Origin of the sequence: Mesorhizobium dulcispinae, from assembly GCF_033977345.1 — a bacterium.
In the GTDB taxonomy this organism is placed as follows: domain Bacteria; phylum Pseudomonadota; class Alphaproteobacteria; order Rhizobiales; family Rhizobiaceae; genus Mesorhizobium; species Mesorhizobium dulcispinae.
Window position 1 is genome coordinate 1 of record NZ_JAVIIY010000026.1, and the last position, 21,629, is coordinate 21,629.

General features: G+C 65.6%; 21 protein-coding genes. 6 read left to right on the forward strand and 15 right to left on the reverse strand.

Annotated elements, in window-relative coordinates:
- From RFN30_RS30015 to RFN30_RS30025, 3 genes are all read right to left on the reverse strand, one after another.
- On the reverse strand, positions 1 to 460 hold a 460-nt coding region (locus RFN30_RS30015; RefSeq protein WP_320265621.1), incomplete at its 3' end, for a TCP-1/cpn60 chaperonin family protein.
- A 62-nt stretch (positions 461 to 522) separates the two neighbouring features.
- A complete protein-coding gene (gene groES / locus RFN30_RS30020; RefSeq protein ID WP_040975262.1) occupies positions 523 to 819 on the reverse strand; it encodes a co-chaperone GroES in 297 nt (98 codons plus the stop codon).
- 303 nt (positions 820 to 1,122) lie between these two features.
- Positions 1,123 to 1,884, reverse strand: coding sequence for an SDR family NAD(P)-dependent oxidoreductase (locus RFN30_RS30025; protein WP_320265622.1), 762 nt, complete (start codon positions 1,882 to 1,884; stop codon positions 1,123 to 1,125).
- 105 nt (positions 1,885 to 1,989) lie between these two features.
- Here RFN30_RS30025 and RFN30_RS30030 point away from each other — a divergent pair, with 105 nt between their 5' ends.
- Positions 1,990 to 2,889: a LysR family transcriptional regulator gene (locus tag RFN30_RS30030; RefSeq protein ID WP_320265623.1), complete on the forward strand. Its 900-nt coding sequence runs from the start codon at positions 1,990 to 1,992 to the stop codon at positions 2,887 to 2,889.
- Between the two features lie 235 nt (positions 2,890 to 3,124).
- Here the strand turns inward: RFN30_RS30030 and RFN30_RS30035 are convergent, their stop codons facing one another.
- Complete coding sequence (locus RFN30_RS30035) at positions 3,125 to 3,751, reverse strand: TetR/AcrR family transcriptional regulator (protein ID WP_320265624.1); 627 nt, start codon at positions 3,749 to 3,751, stop codon at positions 3,125 to 3,127.
- Between the two features lie 134 nt (positions 3,752 to 3,885).
- Between RFN30_RS30035 and RFN30_RS30040 the strand changes: the two genes are divergently transcribed.
- From RFN30_RS30040 to RFN30_RS30050, 3 genes are read left to right on the forward strand one after another with little or no spacing between them, the layout of a single operon-like run.
- The gene (locus RFN30_RS30040) at positions 3,886 to 5,070 is read left to right on the forward strand and encodes an MFS transporter (RefSeq protein WP_320265625.1); all 1,185 of its coding nucleotides are present in this window, start codon (positions 3,886 to 3,888) and stop codon (positions 5,068 to 5,070) included.
- A 13-nt stretch (positions 5,071 to 5,083) separates the two neighbouring features.
- Positions 5,084 to 6,364 (forward strand): D-arabinono-1,4-lactone oxidase, encoded by a 1,281-nt coding sequence (locus RFN30_RS30045; protein ID WP_320265626.1) that lies wholly within the window; start codon positions 5,084 to 5,086, stop codon positions 6,362 to 6,364.
- Positions 6,361 to 7,497, forward strand: a complete 1,137-nt coding sequence (locus RFN30_RS30050; RefSeq protein ID WP_320265627.1) for an alanine racemase — start codon at positions 6,361 to 6,363, stop codon at positions 7,495 to 7,497. Before RFN30_RS30045 ends, RFN30_RS30050 begins: the two co-directional genes overlap by 4 nt.
- Before the next feature lie 6 nt (positions 7,498 to 7,503).
- Here the strand turns inward: RFN30_RS30050 and RFN30_RS30055 are convergent, their stop codons facing one another.
- Positions 7,504 to 7,686 carry a transcriptional regulator gene (locus RFN30_RS30055; RefSeq protein ID WP_320265628.1) on the reverse strand — a complete coding sequence of 61 codons (183 nt, stop codon included), beginning with the start codon at positions 7,684 to 7,686 and terminating at the stop codon, positions 7,504 to 7,506.
- A 140-nt stretch (positions 7,687 to 7,826) separates the two neighbouring features.
- Here RFN30_RS30055 and RFN30_RS30060 point away from each other — a divergent pair, with 140 nt between their 5' ends.
- On the forward strand, positions 7,827 to 8,762 hold the full coding sequence (locus RFN30_RS30060) for a bifunctional helix-turn-helix transcriptional regulator/GNAT family N-acetyltransferase (protein ID WP_320265629.1): 936 nt from the start codon (positions 7,827 to 7,829) through the stop codon (positions 8,760 to 8,762).
- A gap of 137 nt (positions 8,763 to 8,899) precedes the next feature.
- Here RFN30_RS30060 and RFN30_RS30065 read toward each other — a convergent pair whose 3' ends face one another.
- Positions 8,900 to 9,733, reverse strand: coding sequence for an AraC family transcriptional regulator (locus RFN30_RS30065; RefSeq protein ID WP_320265630.1), 834 nt, complete (start codon positions 9,731 to 9,733; stop codon positions 8,900 to 8,902).
- A 149-nt stretch (positions 9,734 to 9,882) separates the two neighbouring features.
- Here RFN30_RS30065 and RFN30_RS30070 point away from each other — a divergent pair, with 149 nt between their 5' ends.
- A complete protein-coding gene (locus tag RFN30_RS30070; protein ID WP_320265631.1) occupies positions 9,883 to 11,376 on the forward strand; it encodes a winged helix-turn-helix domain-containing tetratricopeptide repeat protein in 1,494 nt (497 codons plus the stop codon).
- Between the two features lie 226 nt (positions 11,377 to 11,602).
- On the opposite strand, the gene RFN30_RS30075 is transcribed toward RFN30_RS30070, so the two are convergent.
- The 9 genes from RFN30_RS30075 to RFN30_RS30115 form a co-directional block, all read right to left on the reverse strand.
- Positions 11,603 to 11,935, reverse strand: coding sequence for a hypothetical protein (locus RFN30_RS30075; RefSeq protein ID WP_320265632.1), 333 nt, complete (start codon positions 11,933 to 11,935; stop codon positions 11,603 to 11,605).
- Positions 11,936 to 11,962: 27 nt separating this feature from the next.
- Positions 11,963 to 12,142, reverse strand: coding sequence for a hypothetical protein (locus RFN30_RS30080; RefSeq protein WP_320265633.1), 180 nt, complete (start codon positions 12,140 to 12,142; stop codon positions 11,963 to 11,965).
- On the reverse strand, positions 12,117 to 15,218 hold the full coding sequence (locus RFN30_RS30085; protein WP_320265634.1) for an efflux RND transporter permease subunit: 3,102 nt from the start codon (positions 15,216 to 15,218) through the stop codon (positions 12,117 to 12,119). The genes RFN30_RS30080 and RFN30_RS30085 overlap by 26 nt, the downstream gene beginning before the upstream one ends.
- Before the next feature lie 118 nt (positions 15,219 to 15,336).
- A complete protein-coding gene (locus RFN30_RS30090) occupies positions 15,337 to 16,908 on the reverse strand; it encodes an FAD-dependent monooxygenase (protein WP_320265635.1) in 1,572 nt (523 codons plus the stop codon).
- 2 nt (positions 16,909 to 16,910) lie between these two features.
- Positions 16,911 to 18,050: an efflux RND transporter periplasmic adaptor subunit gene (locus RFN30_RS30095; protein WP_320265636.1), complete on the reverse strand. Its 1,140-nt coding sequence runs from the start codon at positions 18,048 to 18,050 to the stop codon at positions 16,911 to 16,913.
- 216 nt (positions 18,051 to 18,266) lie between these two features.
- Complete coding sequence (locus tag RFN30_RS30100) at positions 18,267 to 19,202, reverse strand: phosphatidate cytidylyltransferase (protein ID WP_320265637.1); 936 nt, start codon at positions 19,200 to 19,202, stop codon at positions 18,267 to 18,269.
- An 8-nt stretch (positions 19,203 to 19,210) separates the two neighbouring features.
- Positions 19,211 to 19,861, reverse strand: a complete 651-nt coding sequence (locus tag RFN30_RS30105; protein ID WP_320265638.1) for a lysophospholipid acyltransferase family protein — start codon at positions 19,859 to 19,861, stop codon at positions 19,211 to 19,213.
- Positions 19,858 to 20,301, reverse strand: coding sequence for a hypothetical protein (locus RFN30_RS30110; protein WP_320265639.1), 444 nt, complete (start codon positions 20,299 to 20,301; stop codon positions 19,858 to 19,860). The genes RFN30_RS30105 and RFN30_RS30110 overlap by 4 nt, the downstream gene beginning before the upstream one ends.
- A complete protein-coding gene (locus RFN30_RS30115; protein ID WP_320265640.1) occupies positions 20,298 to 21,629 on the reverse strand; it encodes a phosphatase PAP2/dual specificity phosphatase family protein in 1,332 nt (443 codons plus the stop codon). The genes RFN30_RS30110 and RFN30_RS30115 overlap by 4 nt, the downstream gene beginning before the upstream one ends.

Genomic DNA, 21,629 nt, shown 5'->3' on the forward strand with positions numbered 1-21,629 from the left:
CATTGGCCGAGATCGTGCCGACCTGGGCGACTTCCTCGGAGGTCTTGATCTTCTTGGAGGCCTTGCCGAGAGCAGTGACGACTTCACCGACGGCGAGGTCGATGCCGCGCTTCAGGTCCATCGGGTTCATGCCGGCGGCAACCGCCTTGTTGCCTTCCTGGACGATGGCCTGGGCGAGAACGGTCGCGGTCGTGGTGCCGTCGCCGGCGATGTCGTTGGTCTTGGAAGCGACCTCGCGCACCATCTGCGCGCCCATGTTCTCGAACTTGTCCTCGAGCTCGATCTCCTTGGCGACGGTGACGCCGTCCTTGGTGATGCGCGGGGCGCCAAACGACTTGTCGATGACGACGTTGCGGCCCTTCGGACCGAGGGTCACCTTGACCGCGTCGGCGAGGATGTTGACACCGCGCAGCATGCGCTCACGGGCGTCGCGGGAGAATTTTACGTCTTTTGCAGCCATAGTTAGCTCCTGACAGGGGCTCGGACCGAGCCCGAAAATTCAGTTGATGGAGAGGCCGATGATCAGCCGATGATGCCCATGATGTCGGATTCCTTCATGATCAGAAGGTCTTCGCCATTGAGCTTGACTTCAGTGCCCGACCACTTGCCGAACAGCACACGATCGCCGGCCTTGACGTCCAGCGGCACGAGCTTGCCGCTTTCGTCGCGAGCGCCGGAGCCGACGGCGATGATCTCGCCTTCCTGCGGCTTCTCCTTCGCCGTATCCGGGATGATGATCCCGCCGGCGGTCTTGGATTCGGATTCAACCCGGCGAACGACCACACGGTCATGAAGCGGGCGGAACTTGGACTTTGCCATGTTGTCTTCCTCGAATGAGAACGGTGAGAACTGTTCCTCCATCCGGCGAGGCCGCCGGATATATGAGTTAGCACTCACCTAGGGCGAGTGCTAACGTGGCGCTGAGATAGGCTGGTGGCTTGCGAGAGTCAAGGCGCGCGGGAAGGGGCGATGGCGCGAAATTTTTCTGCCCATGACGCGATGGTGAAAAAGGCGGATCTCGGGTGGGTATCAAAATAGAAGCGCCGTGTTTCGCAGACAAACAGCGGCGAAGCACGGCGCGATGTCAAAGGCAAGCGGATCGGAGCGTATATTCCGGGCCGTTCAGATGTTCATGCCGCCCGACACCTCGATGCGCTGGGCGTTGACCCAGCGATTGTCCTCCGACAGCAGCGAAGCGATCATCGGGCCGATATCGTCGGCGACGCCGGCGCGGCCGAGCGCGGTCATCCCGGCAACGACGCGGTTGATCTCGGCGTCGTCGCGCACATGGCCGCCGTTGAAGTCGGTGGCGATGGCGCCGGGCGCCACCGTGTTGGCGGTGATCTGGCGCGCGGCGAGCTCCTTGGCGAGGTAGCGTGTGAACACCTCGACGCCGCCCTTCATCATCGCATAGGCGGCCGAGCCTGGAACCGAGAAACGCGCCAGGCCGGTCGACACGTTGATGATGCGGCCGCCATCGTTGATCAGCGGCAGCAGCGCCTGGGTGAGGAAGAACACGCCCTTGAGGTGGATGTTCATCAGCGTGTCGAATTCCTCTTCGGTCGTCTCCGCGATCGGCTTGCGCAGACCGGTGCCGGCGTTGTTGACCAGATAGTCGAAGCGGTCGCGCTGCCAGGTTTCCCGGAGCGCCTTCTTCAATGCCGCGACGAAAGCCGGGAAGGTGGCGACGACGCCGGTGTCGATCTCGACCGCCGCGGCGCGGCCGCCGGCCGCCTCGATCTCGGCGATCGCCGTCTTCGCCTCGTCGGCGCGCGAGCGATAGGTGAGGACGACGTCGACGCCCTTGCGGGCGAGGTTGAGCGCGGTGTTGCGGCCGAGGCCGCGGCTGCCGCCGGTGATCAGGGCGATGGGGCGGGTGGTCATGGCGAAATCTCCTTCATGCGATGGAGATGCATATACTCGCCTAACGGTGCGATATAATCGGGCACGGATTGCCAACACTATTCAGGCTATGCGAACAATTGCTCGATGGACAAGTTCGACAGCATGCGGCTCTTCACCCGCGTAGTGGAGAGGCGAAGCTTTACCGCGGCCGCCGCCGATCTCGGCCTGCCGCGCTCCAGCGCGACAGCATCGATCAAGCAACTCGAAGAGCGGCTCGGCGTGCAACTGCTTCGCCGCACCACACGCCACGTCACGACGACGCTCGACGGTGAAGCCTACTACCAGCGCTGCATCGGCATCCTCGCCGACATCGAGGATGCCGAAGGCGGCTTTGGCGCGCATGAGGTGCGCGGACGCCTCAGCGTCGACGTCAATGGCCACATGGCGCGCACCTTCCTCCTGCCTGAACTGCCGGCGCTGCTCGCCAGATATCCGGGCCTGACCGTGCATATCGGCGAGGGCGACCGCCTCGTCGATCTCGTGCGCGAGGGCGTCGATTGCGTCATCCGGGCCGGCACGCTGCCCGATAGCGAAATGATCGTGCGGCGCCTCGGCATCGCGCGCGAGATCACCGTCGCCAGCCCCGCCTATCTCGAACGTCACGGCGTGCCGCGCACGTTGGATGATCTTGCCGGCCACATGATGATAGGCTTCGTGTCGTCGCGCACGAGGCAGGTGATGCCGCTGGAATTCACCGTCGACGGCAAGGTTCGTGAAGTGGTCTTGCCGTCGCGAGTCACCGTTGCCAATTCAGACACCAGCGCCGCGCTCGTTCGGCTGGGCTTCGGGTTGTTCCAGGCGCCGAAACTCCGTTACGCGGATGATATCGAGGCCGGCCGGCTGGTCGAGGTGCTTGCCGATTTCCCGCCGACGCCCACGCCGATCTCGGTGCTCTACCCGCCCAGCCGCCTGCTGTCGCCGCGGGTGAGGGTGTTTGTGGACTGGCTGGTGGAGATCTTGGGGCCGAAGCTGGATGCCGGGTGAGGCAGCCAAGCACGGCGAGGGGGGTGCAGTGCCCATTGGGTCGTCATCCTAGGGCGGAGCAAGGAGCGAAGCGACGCGCGCAGACCCTAGGATCCATGCCGTGACGCTAAGGCGTTGCAACGGTTACAGAATCCTGCACGGTTGCACTCTACGCCAAGGATCACGGCATGGATACTCGGGTCAAGCCCGAGTATGACGACCGTTAGGGCGTCGAGCCAAGTCAGCACGCACTATCCTACAAAAACAACCGCAACTGCGCGTGGATGATCGAGCGATAATCCTCGATCGTGCGCCGTCCCTCCGCCTCATCCTGTGTCAGCGCCAGCCGCACGACGCCGCCGGCGAGCTGGAAGATCAGGAACACCACGCGCCCGAACGCCTCGCGATGCTCGGGCTTCAGCATCGGCGCCACATGGTCGCAGAACATCTTCGCCTGATGCCGCGTCTCGGCGATATCGAGATGCTGCAGCGCCTTGTCGGCCTGGATCGCATTCTGCAGGTCCTGGATCGCCGGGTCCGCCGCGACGCGGCCGTAATAGTCATCGAGCAGGCGGTCGGCCGCTTGTGTTACGTCGTCCACCCCGCGGATTTCCGCGATGATTGCGCCGAAGCGGGCGCGGCTCTCTTCCGAGAACCGCTCATAGAGCATCGCCAGGATCGCCGACTTGCTCGGGAAGTAGTGATAGACCGTCGCGATCGGCCCGCCGGCCAGCGCGCCGACTTCCTTCATCGTCACCGCGTCGATGCCTTTCTCACCGATCAGCCGCATGGTCGTGGCGAGGATCGCGTCAATGCGCTCGCGGCTGCGCTCCTGCTTGGGCCTGCGCCGCGGTTCCGTCGCCGTTCGTCTTGCGTCCGTCATGCGCCAAATCTCACACGGCCAAATCTCGCACGGAACATCCAAATTTCCGGTTGACATCAAACATGATCAAGTATCAGTTTTGCCAAATGCTGACAACTTGTCAGTTTTCTGCGGGCTGCAAGGGAGAGCATCTCGTGACCGCTGCCGATGCCGGACATGTGGAAGAGGGTGACTGGTTGGTCGGCAACCCGACCGGCCTGCAACTTGCCTCGGCACTTTGGATCGGCTCCGTCGGTCTGCTCATCCTGGGATTGCAGCCAGTGCTGCTCGGCGCCCTCTACACCGAGGGCCACGTCACCGGCGATGAGCTGGCGCTGGTCGCCACCGCCGAGATGATCGCGATCGCCATCGGTTCGGCCATCGTGGCGATGCTCTTGCCGGCACGCAACATGCGCTGGAAAAGCGCCGTGCTTTTGGTCGTGCTCGCGCTGGCGAATTTCTGGACTGCCTTTTCCGAAAGCCCCAACTCGCTGATTGCCGCGCGTACGCTCGCAGGCCTTGCCGAGGGCGGGCTTGTCGCCGTCGCCACCGAGTTGATTGCCCGCTCGCGCCGGGCCGAGCGGATCGGCGGCTATTTCGTCACGCTGCAGACCTTGGCGCAATGCGCGCTGGCTCTGCTGCTTGCACTCTATGCCGTGCCTGCGGCCGGCTCGGCCGGCGGCTTCGTCGCGCTCGGCATTGTCTGCCTCATCTCGCTGGTCGTCGCCTGGATTGTGCCGGACGATTATGCCGATCTTCCGAAGGACGAGCATTTTGCCAATGTGCTCACCGTGCCGGCGATGACCGCGCTGCTCTCGATCTTCTGCTACTTCATGTTCTTCGGCGCCGTATGGGCCTTTCTCGAGCCGCTTGGCGCCGAGTTCGGCATCGACGGCCGCACCGTCGGCCTGATGGTCTCGGCAAGCCTCGCCGCGCAGGTGGTTGGCGCCATGACAGCGACCGTCTTCGAGGCGCGCATAGATTATCGCTTCGCCGTCACCGTCATCGGCGCGGTCGCTGCAATCAGCTCGGCGCTGCTCGCGTCCGGCCCGGGGCTTGTCGTGTTCTGGGCGGTGGCGCTGGTGATGGGCTTCATCCTGCTCTTCATCGTGCCCTATCAGATCCGCATGGCGATCACCGCCGACGAGACGCGAACGGCAGTGCTCCTGGTGCCGGCCGCGCAGCTCTTCGGCCTCGCCATCGGCCCGATCGCCGCCTCGCTGCTGATCGACGGCGAAAATTTTCGGCCCGTGCCGGAATTCGCCGCGGCAAGCGCGCTCGCCAGCGTGGCTCTGCTCGGCGTTTTCGTGCTGGCCGGGCGGCGCCGCGTTCCAGCGTGAGCGAGAGGTGACGATGGCAAACGCCTGGAGCAACTGGTCGGGCTTCGTCAAGGCTGCACCGAAGCTGATCGCCACGCCCGCCGACATCGGCGAACTCGCCGAACTGGTGCGCTCGGCGCCCGGCCCGCTGCGCGTCGCCGGCGCCGGGCATTCCTTCACGCCGCTGGTGCAGTCGGACGGCACCATCGTCTCGCTGGAGAAGATCGAGGGGCTGGTCTCGCACGACGCCGCAACCAATCGAGCAAGGGTGAGGGCGGGCACGCGGCTCGGCGCGCTGATGCACATCCTGCAAGGCATCGGCCAGGGCCTGCCCAATATGGGCGACATCGACCGCCAGGCGATCGGCGGCGCGCTGGGCACAGCCACGCACGGCTCCGGTCCGACGCTGGGCGCCTACCACACGCAGCTCGAGACGGTGCAGTTCGTCGATGGCCGAGGCAAATTGCGCGAATACAGCCGGGCAGGGGATCAGGACATGATCCACGCCACCGGCGTCGCGCTCGGTGCGTTCGGCGTGCTCACCGAAGTGACGATGAACAACATCGCGACCTACCGGCTGCGGCGCCGCAAATGGGTGCTGCCGATCGGCGACATGCTGCGCGACTTCGAGACGATGATGGCCGCGCATCGCTCGGCCGAGTTCTACTACATCCCGTTTTCCGGCTACGCGCAGTTCATCGCCAGCGATCTGAGCGACGCAGCGCCGACGCCGCGGCCGACAGAAGACGACGAGGAAGGGCTGGCGACACTGCGCAAGCTGCGCACCGCGTTGCGCTGGCTGCCCTCGCTGCGCCGCGCGCTGATCAAAGGCGCCGTAAAAAAGGTGCCGTCCGAGGACTATGTGCAGGACTGGCTGAACGTCTATGCCAGCGACCGCCGCACCAAGTTCAACGAGATGGAGTACCACCTGCCTTATGAGGAAGGTCCAAAGGCGCTGGCCGAGATCATCGAACTGACGGAAAAGCACTTTCCGGAAGTCTATTTCCCGATGGAGGTGCGGTCGGTGGCGCCCGACGAGTTCTGGCTTTCGCCCTTCCACAAGAGGCTGACCTGCTCGATCGCCATCCACCACGATGCGGCGAACGACCCGCTGCCTTTCATGCGCGCGGCCGAACCGATCTTCTTGAGATATGGCGGCAGGCCGCATTGGGGGAAGATGCACAGCCTCAAGGCGGCGGATTTCAGAAAACTCTATCCGCGCTGGGACGACGCGATGGCGGTGCGGCGCGACATCGACCCTCAGAGCCGTTTCGTGTCGCCCTACATGGCCGGCCTGTTCGGCATCGAGTTATGAGCGTCGATTTCGCCGAGCTGTCGAAGGCGCTGAAGGCGGCCGAGATCTTTCGGCCCTGTCTGGTGCTCGACCGCGACCGGCTGGACGCCAACATCGCGCTGGTGAAGCAAAGGCTGGCACCTGGCCTCGCCGTGCGGCTGGTCGACAAGTCGCTGCCTTGTCTGCCGCTGCTTTCCTATATCGCGAGAGCGCTCGAAACCAACCGCTTCATGACCTTCCACCCGCCAGTGACGCAGGCCGTGCTCGACGCCTTCCCGGAGGGCGATCTTCTCTACGGCAAGCCGATGCCGCTGGGTGCTGCCAAGGCGGCACTGACCAGGGGCGGCGCCGGCTGGTGGTCGCGCGTCTGCTGGCTGATCGACACGCCGGAGCGGCTTTCCGAATATGGCGCGCTCGCCGCCGCGCTCGACACCGAATTGCGTTTCGCCTTCGAGGTCGATGTCGGCCTGCACCGCGGTGGGTTTTCTAGTCCCGCCGAGATCAAGGCGCTCTCGATTCCAAAAGGCCTGCGCTGCGAAGGCATGATGGCCTATGAAGCGCATGCGCCCGAGATCCCCGGCCTGTTCGGCGGGTTGGGAAAAGCGCTGAAGAAGGCTTCGGCCAAGGCCGCCGATTTCGCTGCCGTCCTCGATCCGGCCCAGCGCCGCATCCTCAACATCGGCGGCTCGAAAACGGCGTTGCTGCATGGCGCAGGCGCGGCCAACGAAGTGTCAATCGGCTCGGCCTTCGTGCTGCCCAAGGATTTCGACACGCCCGGCCTTGCCGGCTTCCAGCCGGCGGCTTTGATCGCCACGCCGATCCTGAAGGTGCTCGATCCGGTTTTGCCCGGCCCGGCGGCGGTTTCCAGGACGCTGCAGGCGCTCGGCCTCTTCCCGCGCAAGGGCAGCTATCTCTACGGCGGCAAGTGGATGGCCGAACCGGTGTTCCCGGAAGGCATGGGGCCGAATGGGCTTATCGGGCTGTCGTCCAACCAACAGTTCATGGGCCTGCCGGCCGGGGCGGACGTGAAACCCGGCGACTACGCCTTCCTGCGGCCGACGCAGAGCGAGGCGGTGCTGCAGCATTTCGGCTCGATCGCGGTGTTTTCGGGCGGGCGTATCGTGGAGCTTTGGCCGGCGCTGCCGATGGGGTGAGAGCGCTTATCTCGCTGCCGTCTCAATCGGATAATGCTTGGCTTCATAAGCCTCCGTAAGAGCTGCCAGGATATCGAAGCGGTCGGCCTCCTGGCTGCCGAGGGCGGGTTCCTTCTCGAAATAACGAGTGATCTCGGCAATCGCCCAGTCGTAGTCGGCTTCGGTCCTAATGGGTCGAATGTTTTCCATCACACTATCTCCGCGTCCGCCTCATCGTATCCGGCGTCAATGACGAGTGGAACCTCGCAAGCTTGCGAAGCTCCACTTTGATCACTTTATTGACTCAGTCAACTAAATGCTTGATCCTATCCGCGACAGGAGGAACTCCCATGACCATCCACGACCATCCCGGCAAGGAGCGCATCGATGCGGTGCGCGCCTTCAACCGCTTCTACACCCGCCAGATCGGCGTGCTCGATGAAGGCTGGCTGAAAAGCAGCTTCTCGCTGACCGAGGCACGGGTGCTGTACGAGCTTGCCCATCGCGACGGCCTCGTCGCCAGCGACCTGGTGCGCGACCTTGGTCTCGATCCAGGCTACGTCAGCCGTCTGTTGAAGAAATTCGAGGAGCGCGGTCTGGTCGAGCGCGCCGCTTCGGAGGCCGATGCGCGGCGCTCGCCGATTGCGCTGACGCCGGCGGGCAGGGAGGCCTTCGCGCCGCTCAACCAGGATTCGCACGACCAGGTGCGCGCGCTGCTCGATCGCCTGACGCCGGCCGATCGGGAGCGGCTGGTCAAGGCGATGCGCACCGTGCAGGACCTGCTAGGCGACAAACCCGAGCCCAAGGTACCCTACATCCTGCGGCCGCTGCAGGTGGGCGACATCGGCTGGATCACGCATCGCCAGGGCCTGCTCTACGCGCAGGAATATGGCTGGGATGAAACCTATGAGGCGCTGGTGGCCGAGATCCTTGGCGAGTTTGTCAAGAACTTCGTCCCGCAATGGGAGCGCAGCTGGGTCGCCGAACGGGAAGGCGAGGTGGTCGGCTCGGTCTTTGTCGTGCGCAAGTCGCCCAAGGTGGCGAAGCTCAGGCTGCTCTATGTCGAGCCGTCGGCGCGCGGTCTAGGTATCGGCGGGCGGCTGGTCGACGAATGCATCGCCTTCGCGCGCGCCAAGGGCTACAGGACGCTGACGCTGTGGACCAACGACATTCTTGGCTCGGCCCGCCGCATCTACCAGGCGGCAGGTTTCGCGCTGGTCGAGGAACAGCGCCACCATTCCTTCGGCAAGGACTTGGTCGGCCAGACCTGGAATTTGGAGCTATGATCCGGGTGAGGCCGGCCTGCAAATGGCGGCTTCCTGCGCTTCCGATGCTCACGTACTTCAAGTACGCTCCGCTCCGGTTCTCGGAACCCACCATTTTCGACTCGGCCTGACCCGGATTCGGGCAGAGCTCGTGCATCTCAATTCTTCACCGGTACCCAGATCTCCAGTCCGCCATTGCCGCTGCGCGGATCGAATTCGGGTCCGTAGCGCTCGAATTCCGGCGCGTCGGCGATCTCGTGGCCGGAGGCCGGCAGCCATTTGTTCCAGATCGTGTTGACGGTCCTGCGGATCGTCGAGATGTGCTCGCGATGCGCGAACACGGCGTATTTCTGCGCCGGCACCCTCACGCGATAGAAGTCCTTGGGCAGGTCGGAGAAATCCGACACTTCGACGCCGGCGACGTAGTCGAAATTGCCGGCATCGTCGCCGTTGACGCAGACGCCGTACGCGACGTCGCCGATCTGGCCGGGGATGTTGCCGAAATACGGGCCGAAGCGCTGCCACTGCATCGGTATGCCGGCACTTGATTCGCAACTGTAGCGCTCGCCGAGCCCGGCAATGAGCAGCGGCCGGCTGATCTCGAAGCGCGGCGGCTCGAGCGTGGCGAGAAGTGAACTGTCCATCAAGATCGGCTCCACGAGGTCGAGGTTTCGGGTCGAGCCTTGCGCGCGCACCAGTTCCGGCGTGGTGCCGAACTGGTCGCGGAAGGCTCGTGTGAAAGCCTCATGCGAGCCGTAGCCGGCATCGAGCGCGACCGCCAGGATATCGCTCGCGCCGCCGGCGAGGCTGCGCGCCGCTTCACTGAGTCTGCGCGCCCGCATATAGCCCATGACCGACCGCCCGGTGGCCGCGCCGAAGGCCCGCGTCACGTGGAAGCGCGACACGCCGCTGCTTTGAGCGACATCGTCGAGCGAGATCGCATCCGGCAGATGGCTTTCGACAAACCACAGCGCTTTCTCGGTCGGGTTCATGGCTCCTCGCATTTGGCGCGGCGACACTAGCCACCGCACCAACAGCCAGTTTGATCGAAATTGCGCAGTGGGCAATAATGGCAACGCGCATGCCGGGTTGAGTGGGATCGACTTGGCACTATGCGTACTAGGCGGGAAGGGGTGTCCCGATGACGACGGCGATGGCCGATCAGGTCTTCCGGTTTGGCGGGTTCACGCTCGACCTGGCCCGGGGGACGCTGCGCGGCGTCAACGAGCCGCTGTTCCTGCGCCCGAAAGCCTATGCGCTGCTTTCGCATCTTGCCCGCAACATGGGTCGCGTCGTGCCGAAATCGGAGCTGATGGATGTCGTCTGGCCGGGCGTCTACGTCACCGAGGATTCGCTCACCCAGTCGGTACGCGAGATCCGCAAAGTGCTTGGCGAGGACATGGTGCGCACCGTCCCCAAGCGCGGCTATATGCTTGCCGCGGAAGCCGAGGGCGCGCCCGAGATCAGCAGCCAGCCGATCGTGGCGGTGGTGCGCTTTCGCAACGACAGCGGCGATCCGGCCGACGAAGCGATGGTCGACGGCTTTGCCGAGGATATCATCAATGGCGTGGCGCGCTTCGGCACCCTCACCGTGCTCGCGCGGAACTCCAGCTTTTCCTTCTCCTCCTTCGGTCGCGCCGAGTGGCCGGAGATCCGCGCCCGCATCGGCGCCGATTATCTGGTCGAGGGGTCGCTGCGCCGGCAGGGCGAGCATGTCGTGGTGGCCGTCAGCCTCGTCGACATCGCCACCGCGAGCCAGCTCTGGGGCGACCGCTACCAGTCGCAGGGCGCCGGCCTGTTCGCGATCGAACGCGAGATCGTCGAACAGATCGTCAGCCGGCTGGTCACGCGGGTGACCAATGCCGGACTGGAGCATGCCGCGCGCAAGCCGGTGACCAGCCTTGCCGCCTACGAGCTCCTGCTGCGCGGCTTCGCGCTGCTGCGCGACCCGGCCCAGACCGACCAGCGCGGCGCCGAGGCATTGTTCGAGGCGGCGATCGCCAAGGACCCGAATTACGGGCTGGCCTACTCCTATCTCGCCCTGGCGCGCTCGCTGGACGGGGAGTTTGGACGCGCCAGCGACGCCGTCCTGGAAAATGCGCGCGACCTTGCCGACAAGGGCCTGGCCCTGTCGCCGGACCAGCCGACCGGCCATCGCGTGCAGTCATTGATCCGCCTCTATATGCGCGACCACGAGGCGGCCGAGCATCACATGCGCATCGCGCTGCAACTCAACCCTTACGATGCCGACAGCATCGAGCAGATGGGCATGCTGCTCACCATGCGCGGCCGGCCGCTGGAAGCGCTGACCTGGCTGGCTAGAGGCATCCGTATCGATCCGCTGCACCCGCACTGGTACCAGTTCGACCGCGCGCTCGCGCTCTACATGATGGGGGAATACCGCCAGGCGGCGGAGGCACTGGAGCTCGCGACGCGGCCGGCGCCCTGGATTCGGACAAGGCTAGCCGCCTGCTATGCCCAGATGGGCGAGATGGAGAAGGCGCGGCGGCAGATCGCCCTCATCGAGGAGGGCGATCCGTTCTCGCCCCTCGACTATGCGCTGCGCGGCGTGCCGTTCGAGTGCAGCGCCGATGCCGAGCATCTCGCCGAAGGCGTCAGACTTGCCCTCGGCTAATACATGTCGCCCAGAAGTGCGCAGCGGTTCTAGGATAACGACATGCATCAAAAACAAAAGCCTAACGCGCCTCGCCTGAATCCGTTTCAGCGCGACGTGCTTAATGCATGTCGCCCAGAAGTGCGCAGCGGTTCTGGGATAACGACATGCATCAAGAACAAAGACCTAAAGCGCGTCGCCTGAATCCGTTTCAGCGCGACGCGCTTTAGGCTGCGCCCGAGGCGCCTCAATCGACGACGACCACGATATAGCGGCCCTGATAGGCCCGGTAATAGGTGCCGCCGCAGCGCCAGACATCGAAGCCGTTGACCTTGGTGCGGACACAGCCTGCCGGCAGCGTGGCGACCCAAGCGGTGGTGTGCCTCAGCATCCGCCATGTCGTGGTGCGGCGGGCGACGCCGGCGGCGCTGCGCGGCGTCCATGGCGCGCCGATGCGGGCCTCGGCGGTGCCGACCAGCGACAGGGCCGGGACGGCGGTGCCGACGATCTCGACAACGGTTAGAGCGAGCGCGAAAAGGGCCGCCGCCGAACGGAATTTCTTCACGGATTTCAAAGGCATTTTCGTTTCTCCTGATGTTGATAAGGTCTAGTGGGAGGATGAGGCGGCAAGCCGGGTCGAACCCGCCATTACCGCCAGGTGAGCAACCACGAACAGCCAGTGCGCCGCGGTTGTGACGTAGCCGACGACGAGCACGTCGGCGGCGACGAAGAACTGCCACGGGGTTCCGCCGTGGCTTCGCTCAGGCGGCCAGTGGCTGAGCTTCATTGGTGGCCGGCATCGCATCAGCCGCCGGAGTGGTCTCAGCCGGCGCCTTGATGCCGAACCAGGCGACGTAGAGCGTCGGCAGGAAGACCAGCGTCAGCACGGTCGCCACCAACAGGCCGCCCATCACGGCGTAAGCCATCGGCCCCCAGAACACGGTCGGCGCGATCGGGATCATGCCGAGGATGGCGGCCGCCGCAGTCAGCAGGATCGGCCGCAGCCGGTGCGTGGTGGCGCTGATCACCGCGGCCCAGGGTTCTTCGCCTGCAGCGATGTGCTGGTCGATCTGCGCGATCAGGATCACCGAGTTGCGGATCACCATGCCGATCAGCGACATCACGCCGAGGATCGCGACGAACCCCATCGGTGCGCCGGAGACGAGCAGCGCGCCAGCGACGCCGATGATCGCAAGCGGAGCCGTGAGCAGCACCAGCACCAGGCGCTGGAAGCTCATCAGCTGCACCATCAGCACGGTGGCCATGATGAACAGCATCAGCGGGAAGACCACGAAGATGCTGGTCTGCGCCTTGGCGCTGTCCTCGATCACGCCGCCCTGTTCGACGCTGTAGCGCGCCGGCAGCTCCGCCTTGAAGGCGGCGATGGCGCTCTCCAGCCGCCGCGTCACCGAGGTGGCGTTGTTGCCCGGCGCGACGTCGGCCTGCACGGTAACGGTCGGCAGGCGGCCGCGGCGCCAGATCAGCGGCGGCTCGGTCTGGTAGGTGAGCTTCGCCACCTGTTCCAGCGGCACGCGCCGTCCGCCGGACGCGCTGATCGTCAGGCCGCGCAGCGTGTCGATGCTGGCACGTTCGGAGTCCACCGCCCTGGCCACGATGTCGACGAGGTAGGTGTCGTCGCGCATCTGCGTGATCTTCGAGCCGGACAGCACCGCGTTGATCGTCTCCGACAGCTGCTGCGAGGAGATGCCCAGCGCGCGCGCCCGGTCCTGGTCGACATCGACCTTGATGACCTTGGCCGGTTCGTTCCAGTCGTAGTTGATGTTGCGCACCGCGGCGTCGCTGCCCAGCACCTGCGCGAACTGCTGCGCGAGGCTGCGCGTCTTGTCCGGATCCGGACCGCTGACGCGGAACTTCAGCGGCCAGCCGACCGGCGGGCCGAGCTCCAGCGGCGTGACGCGGGCCATGACGTCGTCGAAGCCGGTCGACAGCTGCTTCTCCAGCCGGTCGATGACCGCCTGGCGCACGGCGTGGCCCTTGGTCACCACCACGGCTTGAGCAAAGAAGTCGTTGGCGAGCTGCGCGTCGAGCGGCAGGTAGAAGCGCACCGCGCCCTGGCCGACATAGAAGCTCCAGTGGTCGATGTCGGGATCGGCGGCAAGCAACTTCTCGACGCGCTCGACCACGGCGTCCGTCGACTTGATCGAGGCGGTGCGCGGCAGAGTGAGGTCGACCATGACCTCGGGCCGGTCGGACTTCGGGAAGAACTCCTGGCCGACAAAGCCCATGGCCACGACCGACAGCGCGAACAGCCCGGCCGTCGCCGACAGCACCAGCCACTTCGCCCGCATCGCCATCTCGAGCATCGCCTGGAAGCCGCGGGCAATGCGCGACGGCTCGTGGGTGCCATGGCCCTTGATGCGATCGGGCAGAAGGAAGACGCCGGTGAGAGGCGTGAACAGCACCGCCACCACCCAGGAGACGACCAGCGCGATGGCCACGACCGCGAACAGCGAGAAGCAGTATTCGCCGGCGCCGCTCTTGGCGAAGCCGACCGGCACGAAGCCGGCGATCGTCACCAGCGTGCCGGTGAGCATCGGGAAGGCGGTGGAGGTGTAGGCATAGGTGGCGGCCGAGATCTTGTCGTGGCCTTCCTCCATGCGCGCGATCATCATCTCGACCGCGATCATCGCATCGTCGACCAGCAGGCCGAGCGCGATGATCAGCGCGCCGAGCGAGATGCGCTGCAGCGAGATGCCGAAGTACTCCATGGTGACGAAGGTGATCGCCAGCACCAGCGGGATGGCAACCGCCACCACGACGCCGGGGCGCCAGCCGAGCGCCAGCAGCGACACGGCAAGCACGATGGCGATCGCTTCGCCGAGGCTCTTGGTGAACTCGCCGACGGATTCCTCGACCACATGCGACTGGTCGGCGACCAGGCCGAGTTCGGCGCCGAGCGGCAGCTCGGCCTCCATCTCATGCATCTTCTCCTTGACGTTCTCGCCCAGCGCCAGCGCGTCGCCGCCCGAGGTCATCGAGATGGCGATGCCGACCGCCGGCTTGCCGTTGAAGCGGAACATCGGCTGCGGCGGGTCGGAATAGGCGCGCTTGACCTCGGCGACGTCGCCCAGCCGGAAGTAATGGCCGTTGGCATAGAAGTTGATCGCCTTCAGGCTTTCCTCTGAGGTGAAGCTGCCGGAGACGCGGATGGCGATGCGCTCGGGTCCGGCGTCGACCGTGCCGCTCGGCGTCAGAGCGTTCTGCGCCTGCAGCGCTTGCGACAGCGTGCCGACATCGAGGCCGAGCGCCGCCACCTTCTGCGTCGAGAATTCCAGGTAGATCTTCTCGTCCTGCTGACCGATGAGGTCGACCTTAGCGACATCCTTCACCGTGAGCAGCCCGGCGCGCAGGCTGGTCGCCAGATCCTTCAGCTCGCGATGGCTGAGGCTGTCGGAGGTGAGCGCATAGATCAGCGAATAGGTGTCGCCGAACTCGTCATTGAAGAACGGGCCCTGCACGCCGGACGGCAGGGTCGGCTTGATGTCGTTGAGCTTCTTGCGCACCTGGTACCAGAGCGGCTGCACCTGGTCGCCGGCCACCGTATCCTTGAGGTTGACGAAGACCACGGATTCGCCGGGCTTGGTGTAGCTCTTGACGTAGTCGAGGTCGGGCAGCTCCTCGAGCTTCTTCTCGATGCGGTCGGTGATCTGCTCGACGGTGTCGCTGGTGCTGGCGCCCGGCCACATCGTCTTCACCACCATGGTCTTGATGGTGAAGGGCGGGTCTTCCTCGCGGCCAAGGCCGCGATAGGCATAGAGGCCGGCAAGAGCTGCCGCGATCATCAGATAGACGATGAAGCTCCGGTGGCGCAGCGCCCATTCGGAAAGATTGAAGCTGGTCATGACGCGATTCCCTCTCAGCGCGCGCAAAGGCGCGTTCCGCCGGCGGGCTGCCGGCTGGCCAAAACAATTGACGGTCGGGGTTCAGTCGGCGCCCGCCATGTGGCGGACGCCTGGCAATTCAGGCCAGGCTGTGCATGGTGCCCGGCACTCGGTAAGGCGCGCGCTCGGCAAGCCTCGGCCTGACGGCGAGGCCGGCGAGATAGCGCTGGAAGGCTGCTGCTTCCTGGACCGGCGAGGCGAGCGCGACGTGGCCGTCGGGCCTCACCAGATAGGCGGCGTCGCGCTGCAGGCCGGCTTTCGCGGCCTCGTCACTCCAGGCGAAGGCGTGAATCGGGATGCCGATCGGCGCGAGCATCGCCCGGAAATCGCAACTGACATCGCCATAGACATGGACCTGCCAGTCGAGCGACCGCAGCGGCTCGAAATTGTCGTCATTGGTGCCGACGACGACATAGGGCAGGCGGTCGCCGCCGCTCACCTTGCCCGCCATGCCCGAGCTGATCGGCCCGGCACGGTACTGGATCGCCGCCTGCGAGATCACGCCGAAGAAGAAGCGGGAGCCGAACGAGGTGTGGAGCAGCGCGTTCAAGATCTTCGGCATCAGGTAGCGGCGGAACAGCCCGATGAGCCGCGAGCGGCTGGTGATGAAGCGGAAGGCGGTATCGGTGCTCTCGATCAGCTTGCGCGCGAAGGCGATGCGCTCCGGCTCGTAGCTGTCGAGCAGGCGCGGATCGGCCCGGCCCTGTACAACCGCCGCGAGCTTCCAGGCGAGGTTCACCGCATCGCCCATGCCGGTATTCATGCCCTGGCCGCCGGCCGGGCTGTGGATGTGGCCGGCATCGCCGCAGAGGAACACGCGCCCGACGCGGAAGCGCTCGGCGACGCGGTGGTGCACGCGGTAGGTCGAGAACCAGTTGACCTCGTCGACAGTGACGCCGGTGTCGCGCTCGACATCGGCGCGGATCGCCTCGAAGCTGATCGTCTCGTCGGCCTCATGCGCCTTCGGCACGATGCCGATCAGCCTGACCGAACCGGACTGCCGGACCGGCATGACGATCGCGAAGCCATAGGCGCTGACCGTCGTATCCAGGCCGTTGCGAGTGATCTCGCCACGCCCCTTCACGTCGGCGACGTAAAAGGACTGCTCGTATGCGCCGCCGGGAAAGCCGATCTCTAGCCCATGGCGCACGGCGCTGTGGGCGCCGTCGCAACCGGCGAGATAGGCGGCGCCGACGGTTTCGGTCCGGCCTTCCTTGCTCAAGGTCGCGACGACCGCGTCGCCTCTGTCCTGGAAGGCGACGAGCTCGGTGCTCCGCTCGACCTTGACGCCAGCGCGCTCCAGATGCGTGATCAGCACGCGCTCGTGGATATCCTGCGGCAGGGCGAAGGCGAAGGAATAGGGGCTGACGCCGCGGCCGAAATCGGAGAGCGGCAGGCGCGCCGCTATTCCGGCCGGCGTATGCACGGTGAGCCGCTCGATGCGCACGCCCTCCGCCAGCACGTCGTCGACGATGCCGATCTGGCGGTGGAATTCCAGCGTGCGCGCCTGGACGGCAAGCGCCCGCGATGTTTCGCCGGGAGCCGCGGCCTTGTCGAAGATGCGCACTGGCACGCCGAGCCTGGTCAGCCAGAGCGCGAGCGTCAGCCCGGTCGGGCCAGCGCCGGCGATCAGGACCTTTGTCTTGGACATGGTCATTTTCCTTCTCCCTCAACGATACGGACTTTTTCATGTTCCCGCAGCCGGTTTACGCCGGCGGTGACGACCAGGTCGCCGTTGGCGAGCCCGTCGCTGACCACGACCCGGTCGGTCTCGTAGCGGGCGACCGTGACCGGCTTGAGCTCCACCGCCGACGAGGGCGAGACGACCCAGACGGCCGGCTGGCCGTCCTTGTCGAACAGCGCGCTGCCCGGCAGCATCATGACCGGCGCGTCACCCATCTCGGCGCGGCCGGCGACGCTTGCACCGAAGCGCATCTCGTCGGGCGCATTCTCGATCGAGACCTTCACCTGGAAGGTGCGGGTCGCGGCATCGGCCATCGGCGCGATCTCGCGGATGGTGCCGACCGCCGTGATCGCCGGATTGCTGAGCAGCGAGACGGTTACCCGCGGCGGCCGCTTCGTGTCAGGCGCGTTGGCGAAAGCAGCTTCCGCGATCGAGAACACGGCGTCGCGGCTCTCTGGATCGGCGACGCGCACCACCATCTGCCCGACATTGACGGACTGGCCGGCTTCGGCCCCGGTCGCGGTGACGATGCCGTCGAATTCCGCATGCAGCTCGGTATAGCCGAGCTGGTCCCTGGCCATCTCGAAGGCGATGCTCGCCGATTTGAGCTTGGCCTGTGCCGAGCGCAGATTCTTCAGCGTCGCGTCATAATTGGCGCGCGTCGTAAAACCCTTGGCGAGCAGCGCGCCGATGCGGGCCTCGGCGGCACTTGCCTCGACAAGCACGGCTTGCGCGGCGGCGACATCGGCCTCGGCGCTGGCGAGCCGATTGCGATAGTCCTGATCGTCGATGCGGGCGAGCACTTCGCCCTTCTTCACCGCCGCGCCGATCTCGGCGATGCGTTCGAGCAGCTTGCCGGATACGCGGAAGCCGAGGTCGCTTTCGAGCCTCGGGCGTATCTCGCCGACGGCGGTGCGGGTGTCAGCGCTGAGCATCGGGGCGACCGCTATCGCCTTGACGAACTTCGTCTCCGGTGGGGACGGCTTAGCGTTCGAGGCCTCGCTTCTTGCGCCGTGCCAGACTAGTGCTGCGCCGCAGGCTAGGAGGGCGATCGAGCCCGCGACGAGGCGGCGCCTCAGCGGCCTGTTGTGGAAAAGTGCGGCAATCATGTTGTCTCCATGCCCAGGTTGCGGTCGTGCGGGGAGGATGCGGCGACCGGAAATGTATCGGCTGGAGAGGAGATCGGGCGTTTGCGGCCTGCCTTTCGCCAGCCCGATCTTCTTGCTGTTTCCGCTCCGGGAAATCCCGAACGGTTTCTGAAAATTTTCCGATGTTTGGGTGAGACCGGCCTCTGGATCACCGCCGGCGCATGCCGACGGTGACGCTCAAACCGTCCAGAAATAGCGCACGATGTGGAAGAAGATCGGCGCGGCGAAGACCAGGCTGTCGGTGCGGTCGAGCATGCCGCCATGGCCCTCGATCAGATGGCCCCAGTCCTTGACGCCCTGGTCGCGCTTGATCGCCGAGGCGACGAGCCCGCCGAGGAAGCCCATCGTGCAGGCGACGAAGGCGACGGCCGAGGCCTGCAGCGGCGAGAACGGCGTGATGAAAGAGAGCAGCGCCCCGAGCAGACTCGACGCGACCAGCCCGCCGATCAGGCCTTCCCAGGTCTTCGACGGCGAGACTGTCGGCGAGAAGCGGTGCTTCCCGAACAGCTTGCCGAAGATGTACTGCAGCACGTCGCTGCCTTGCACGACGATGATCAGGAAGGCGATGAGCAGAAGGTTGCGGCCTTCGAAGCCCGGCACGTTGAGCGTGAGCAGGGCAGGGACATGGCTGACGCAGTAGACCGAGATCATGATCGCCCATTGCTGCGCCGCGATGCGCTCGAGGAAGCGCTCCGTATCGCCATGCAGCGCCGTGATCGCCGGCATCAGCAGGAAGCAGTAGACCGGGATGAAGATCACGAACAGCCCGTACCAGGCCGTCCACACCAGCCAGTACTGGAACGGAATGACGATGCCGAACATGCCGAGCAGCACCCAATGGTCGCTGCGGCGGCTGTGCGTCAGCGTCACGAATTCGCGCAGCGCGGCGAACGAGATCAGCGCGAACAGGATGGTCATGCCGTAGCGGCCGAAGAAGAAGGCGACCGTCATCAGCGCCACCATCACCCACCAGGCGTTGATGCGCTGCGTGAGGTTGACCAGCGTCGCGCTCAGCGGTTTTGGTGCACGCATCGAAAGGATGCCGGCGGTGACGCTGGCGGTGCTCAGCACCACGAAAAGGCCGATGATCAAAATACTGATTTCGTGGCGCATCAATCGTCTCAATCAGGGCGCGGGTTCAGCGCCAGAAGGGCTGCGCGGGCCCGCTCGAGGAAGGCGCGGCGTTCCTCGCCAGGTGCCACCGCCACCGGCGCGCCGAAGACGACGCGGCAAAGCAGCGGCACCGGCAGGAACTGGCCCTTGGGCAGCACGCGCGACATGTTCTCGATCCAGCAGGGGATCAATTCGACATCCGGCCGCGCCACCGACAGATTGTAGAGACCGGAGCGGAAGGGCAGCAGCTCTTCGCTCATGTTGCGGGTGCCTTCCGGGAAGATGATCAGCGAGTGGCCCTGATCGAGGACCGAGAGCATGATCGAGATCGGGTGCTCCGCTTCGCTCGTCCATTGCCGGCTGATCAGCACGGAGGACAGCATGTCCTCGGCGATGAACCGGCGCAGCCGCGACTTTCCCCAATATTCGGCCGCGGCGATCGCATGCGTCTTGGCGCGCTCCGTCTCGTTGAGGCAGGCCGACAGAAGGATGAAGTCGCCATGGCTGGTATGGTTGGCGAAGTAGATGCGCTGACGGTCGGAAGGCTGGCTGCCGTTCCAGATCGGTCGCACGCCGGTCACGGCCCAGGCCAGCGCCGACAGGCCGACGGAGGTCACCGTCTGCAGCAGGGTGAAGGTCCGGAGCGCAAGCCTGCTCATCGCGGCATCCAGAATCCAGCCGTCAGGAACGCGAGGACGAAAATCGCAAAGGCGATGCGCTGCCGGGCAAGCAGTCGGCGCGTTCCGGCAATGCGGTCGTCGAGCGGGCGCGGAGACGAGGGGGCCGGCTTCAGGCGCATGCGTGCCAGAATGTCGTCGACGGCGGCGCCCCCAGAGGCTTCGTCTTCATGGCTCGCCATCAAGCGAAACAGCATTGCGTCAAAAAGGAGAAGCGCCGTAAGCCCGAGCACCACGACGGCGCTTGCCGCCGCGATCAGCAGCGCTAGCACCGCGATCGGCGCCTGAAGCGCGCCGCGCGCCGAGGCGACCAGCGGCGCGATGCTGTCGCCGGCGAGCACGATCGCGGCCGGCCATGCCGCCTGCTTGACCAGCATGGCGGCGAAGGCGGCTGTCCGCTGCTGATAGGCTTCGTCCGTCATGCCGGCTCGTCCAGTCCGACCTGAAGATGCACCGGCCGGCCGGACGCGGCGAGCTGCTTGCGCGCCTGCGCCGGCGTATGCGATCGGCCGGTCGCGACCAGCCATTCGGCGATGACTGCGGCGCTGCGCTGGAAGCCGAGCGCGCAGCAGACCAGCACCATGCCTTGCCGGCGCGCCGGTTCGATGGCCGCCACCGCTTTGTCGAGCGTGTCCGCCGGTGGCGGCAGCAGATCGAGCATGCCGAAGCTCTCCCAGCGGCCTGGCGCGTCGCGCGGCCGCTCCAGCTCGGCGGCGAGATCGATCACCGTGCCGAAGCGATCGGCTTCGGCAGCATCGGGAAAGCGCCCGAGGAAGACGCCGTCGGTGACCGCAACGACAGGCGGCAGCTTGCGCGTCCATGCCCAGACATTGATCCGGGCGCCCAGCCTGTAAGGCCAGAGCAGGATGCGGCTTGCCAGCGACACATGGCCATCCGCCGTCTTCTGGAACACTTTTGGCCCGGCCCCGGCATAGGCGAAGGCAACGATGGCCAGCGCCAGCGAAGGCCACAAGAGACACAGCGCAGCGGCCGAACAGAGAACGCCGATGGATGCGCCGGCCAGCGCCAGAGCTGCGCCCAGCGCGTAGCAGAGCGAAAGCCGTCGCGCCTTGCCGTCGGCAGTCGTGCGGAAACCGGCGAAGGGCAACTCGCCCCGGGCCGGAAACACCCACAGCGCGAAGAAGCCGAGCAGCGCGCCGGTCGGGATGTCGATGAAATGGTGCTGCCAGGTCGTCAGCACCGAGGCGCCGATCAGGAAGCACCAGGCATGCCACAACCGCAGGATTGTCCCGCCGAGGCGCTGGCGCCAGTGATCCCAGATAATCACCAACAGCGCGATATGCAGCGACGGCGCCTGGTTGAACGGCTTGTCGAAGCCGCCGAGCACGGCAAACAGGAAACCCGGCAGGCCGCTCGTTTCCGGCCGCACGAAGGTGGCGGTCAGCGGAAACAGGATGAAGCAGCTGACGGCGACGACCTGCGCGGTGAGATAGCGGCCGGCCAGCCGGTCGACGCCCTGCCTGCTGTCGTTGAGCAGCAGCGACAGGCCGTAGAACAGGTTGATCGACCAGTAGGGCACGATCGTCCAGGCGATGAACGGGACGTGGTGCTCCCAGGAGAACACGATGCTGCCGACATGGTCGCGCGTCGAGGCGAGCCAGTTGGCGAAGCCGTAGGTCGAATAGAAGAATGGCGCCAGCAACGCGAGCCACAGTGCCGCCCGGACGACGATGCGACCGTAAGGCTCTGTGCTGGCTGAAAGTGGCTGGGGCTCGGCACTGGTCGGCAT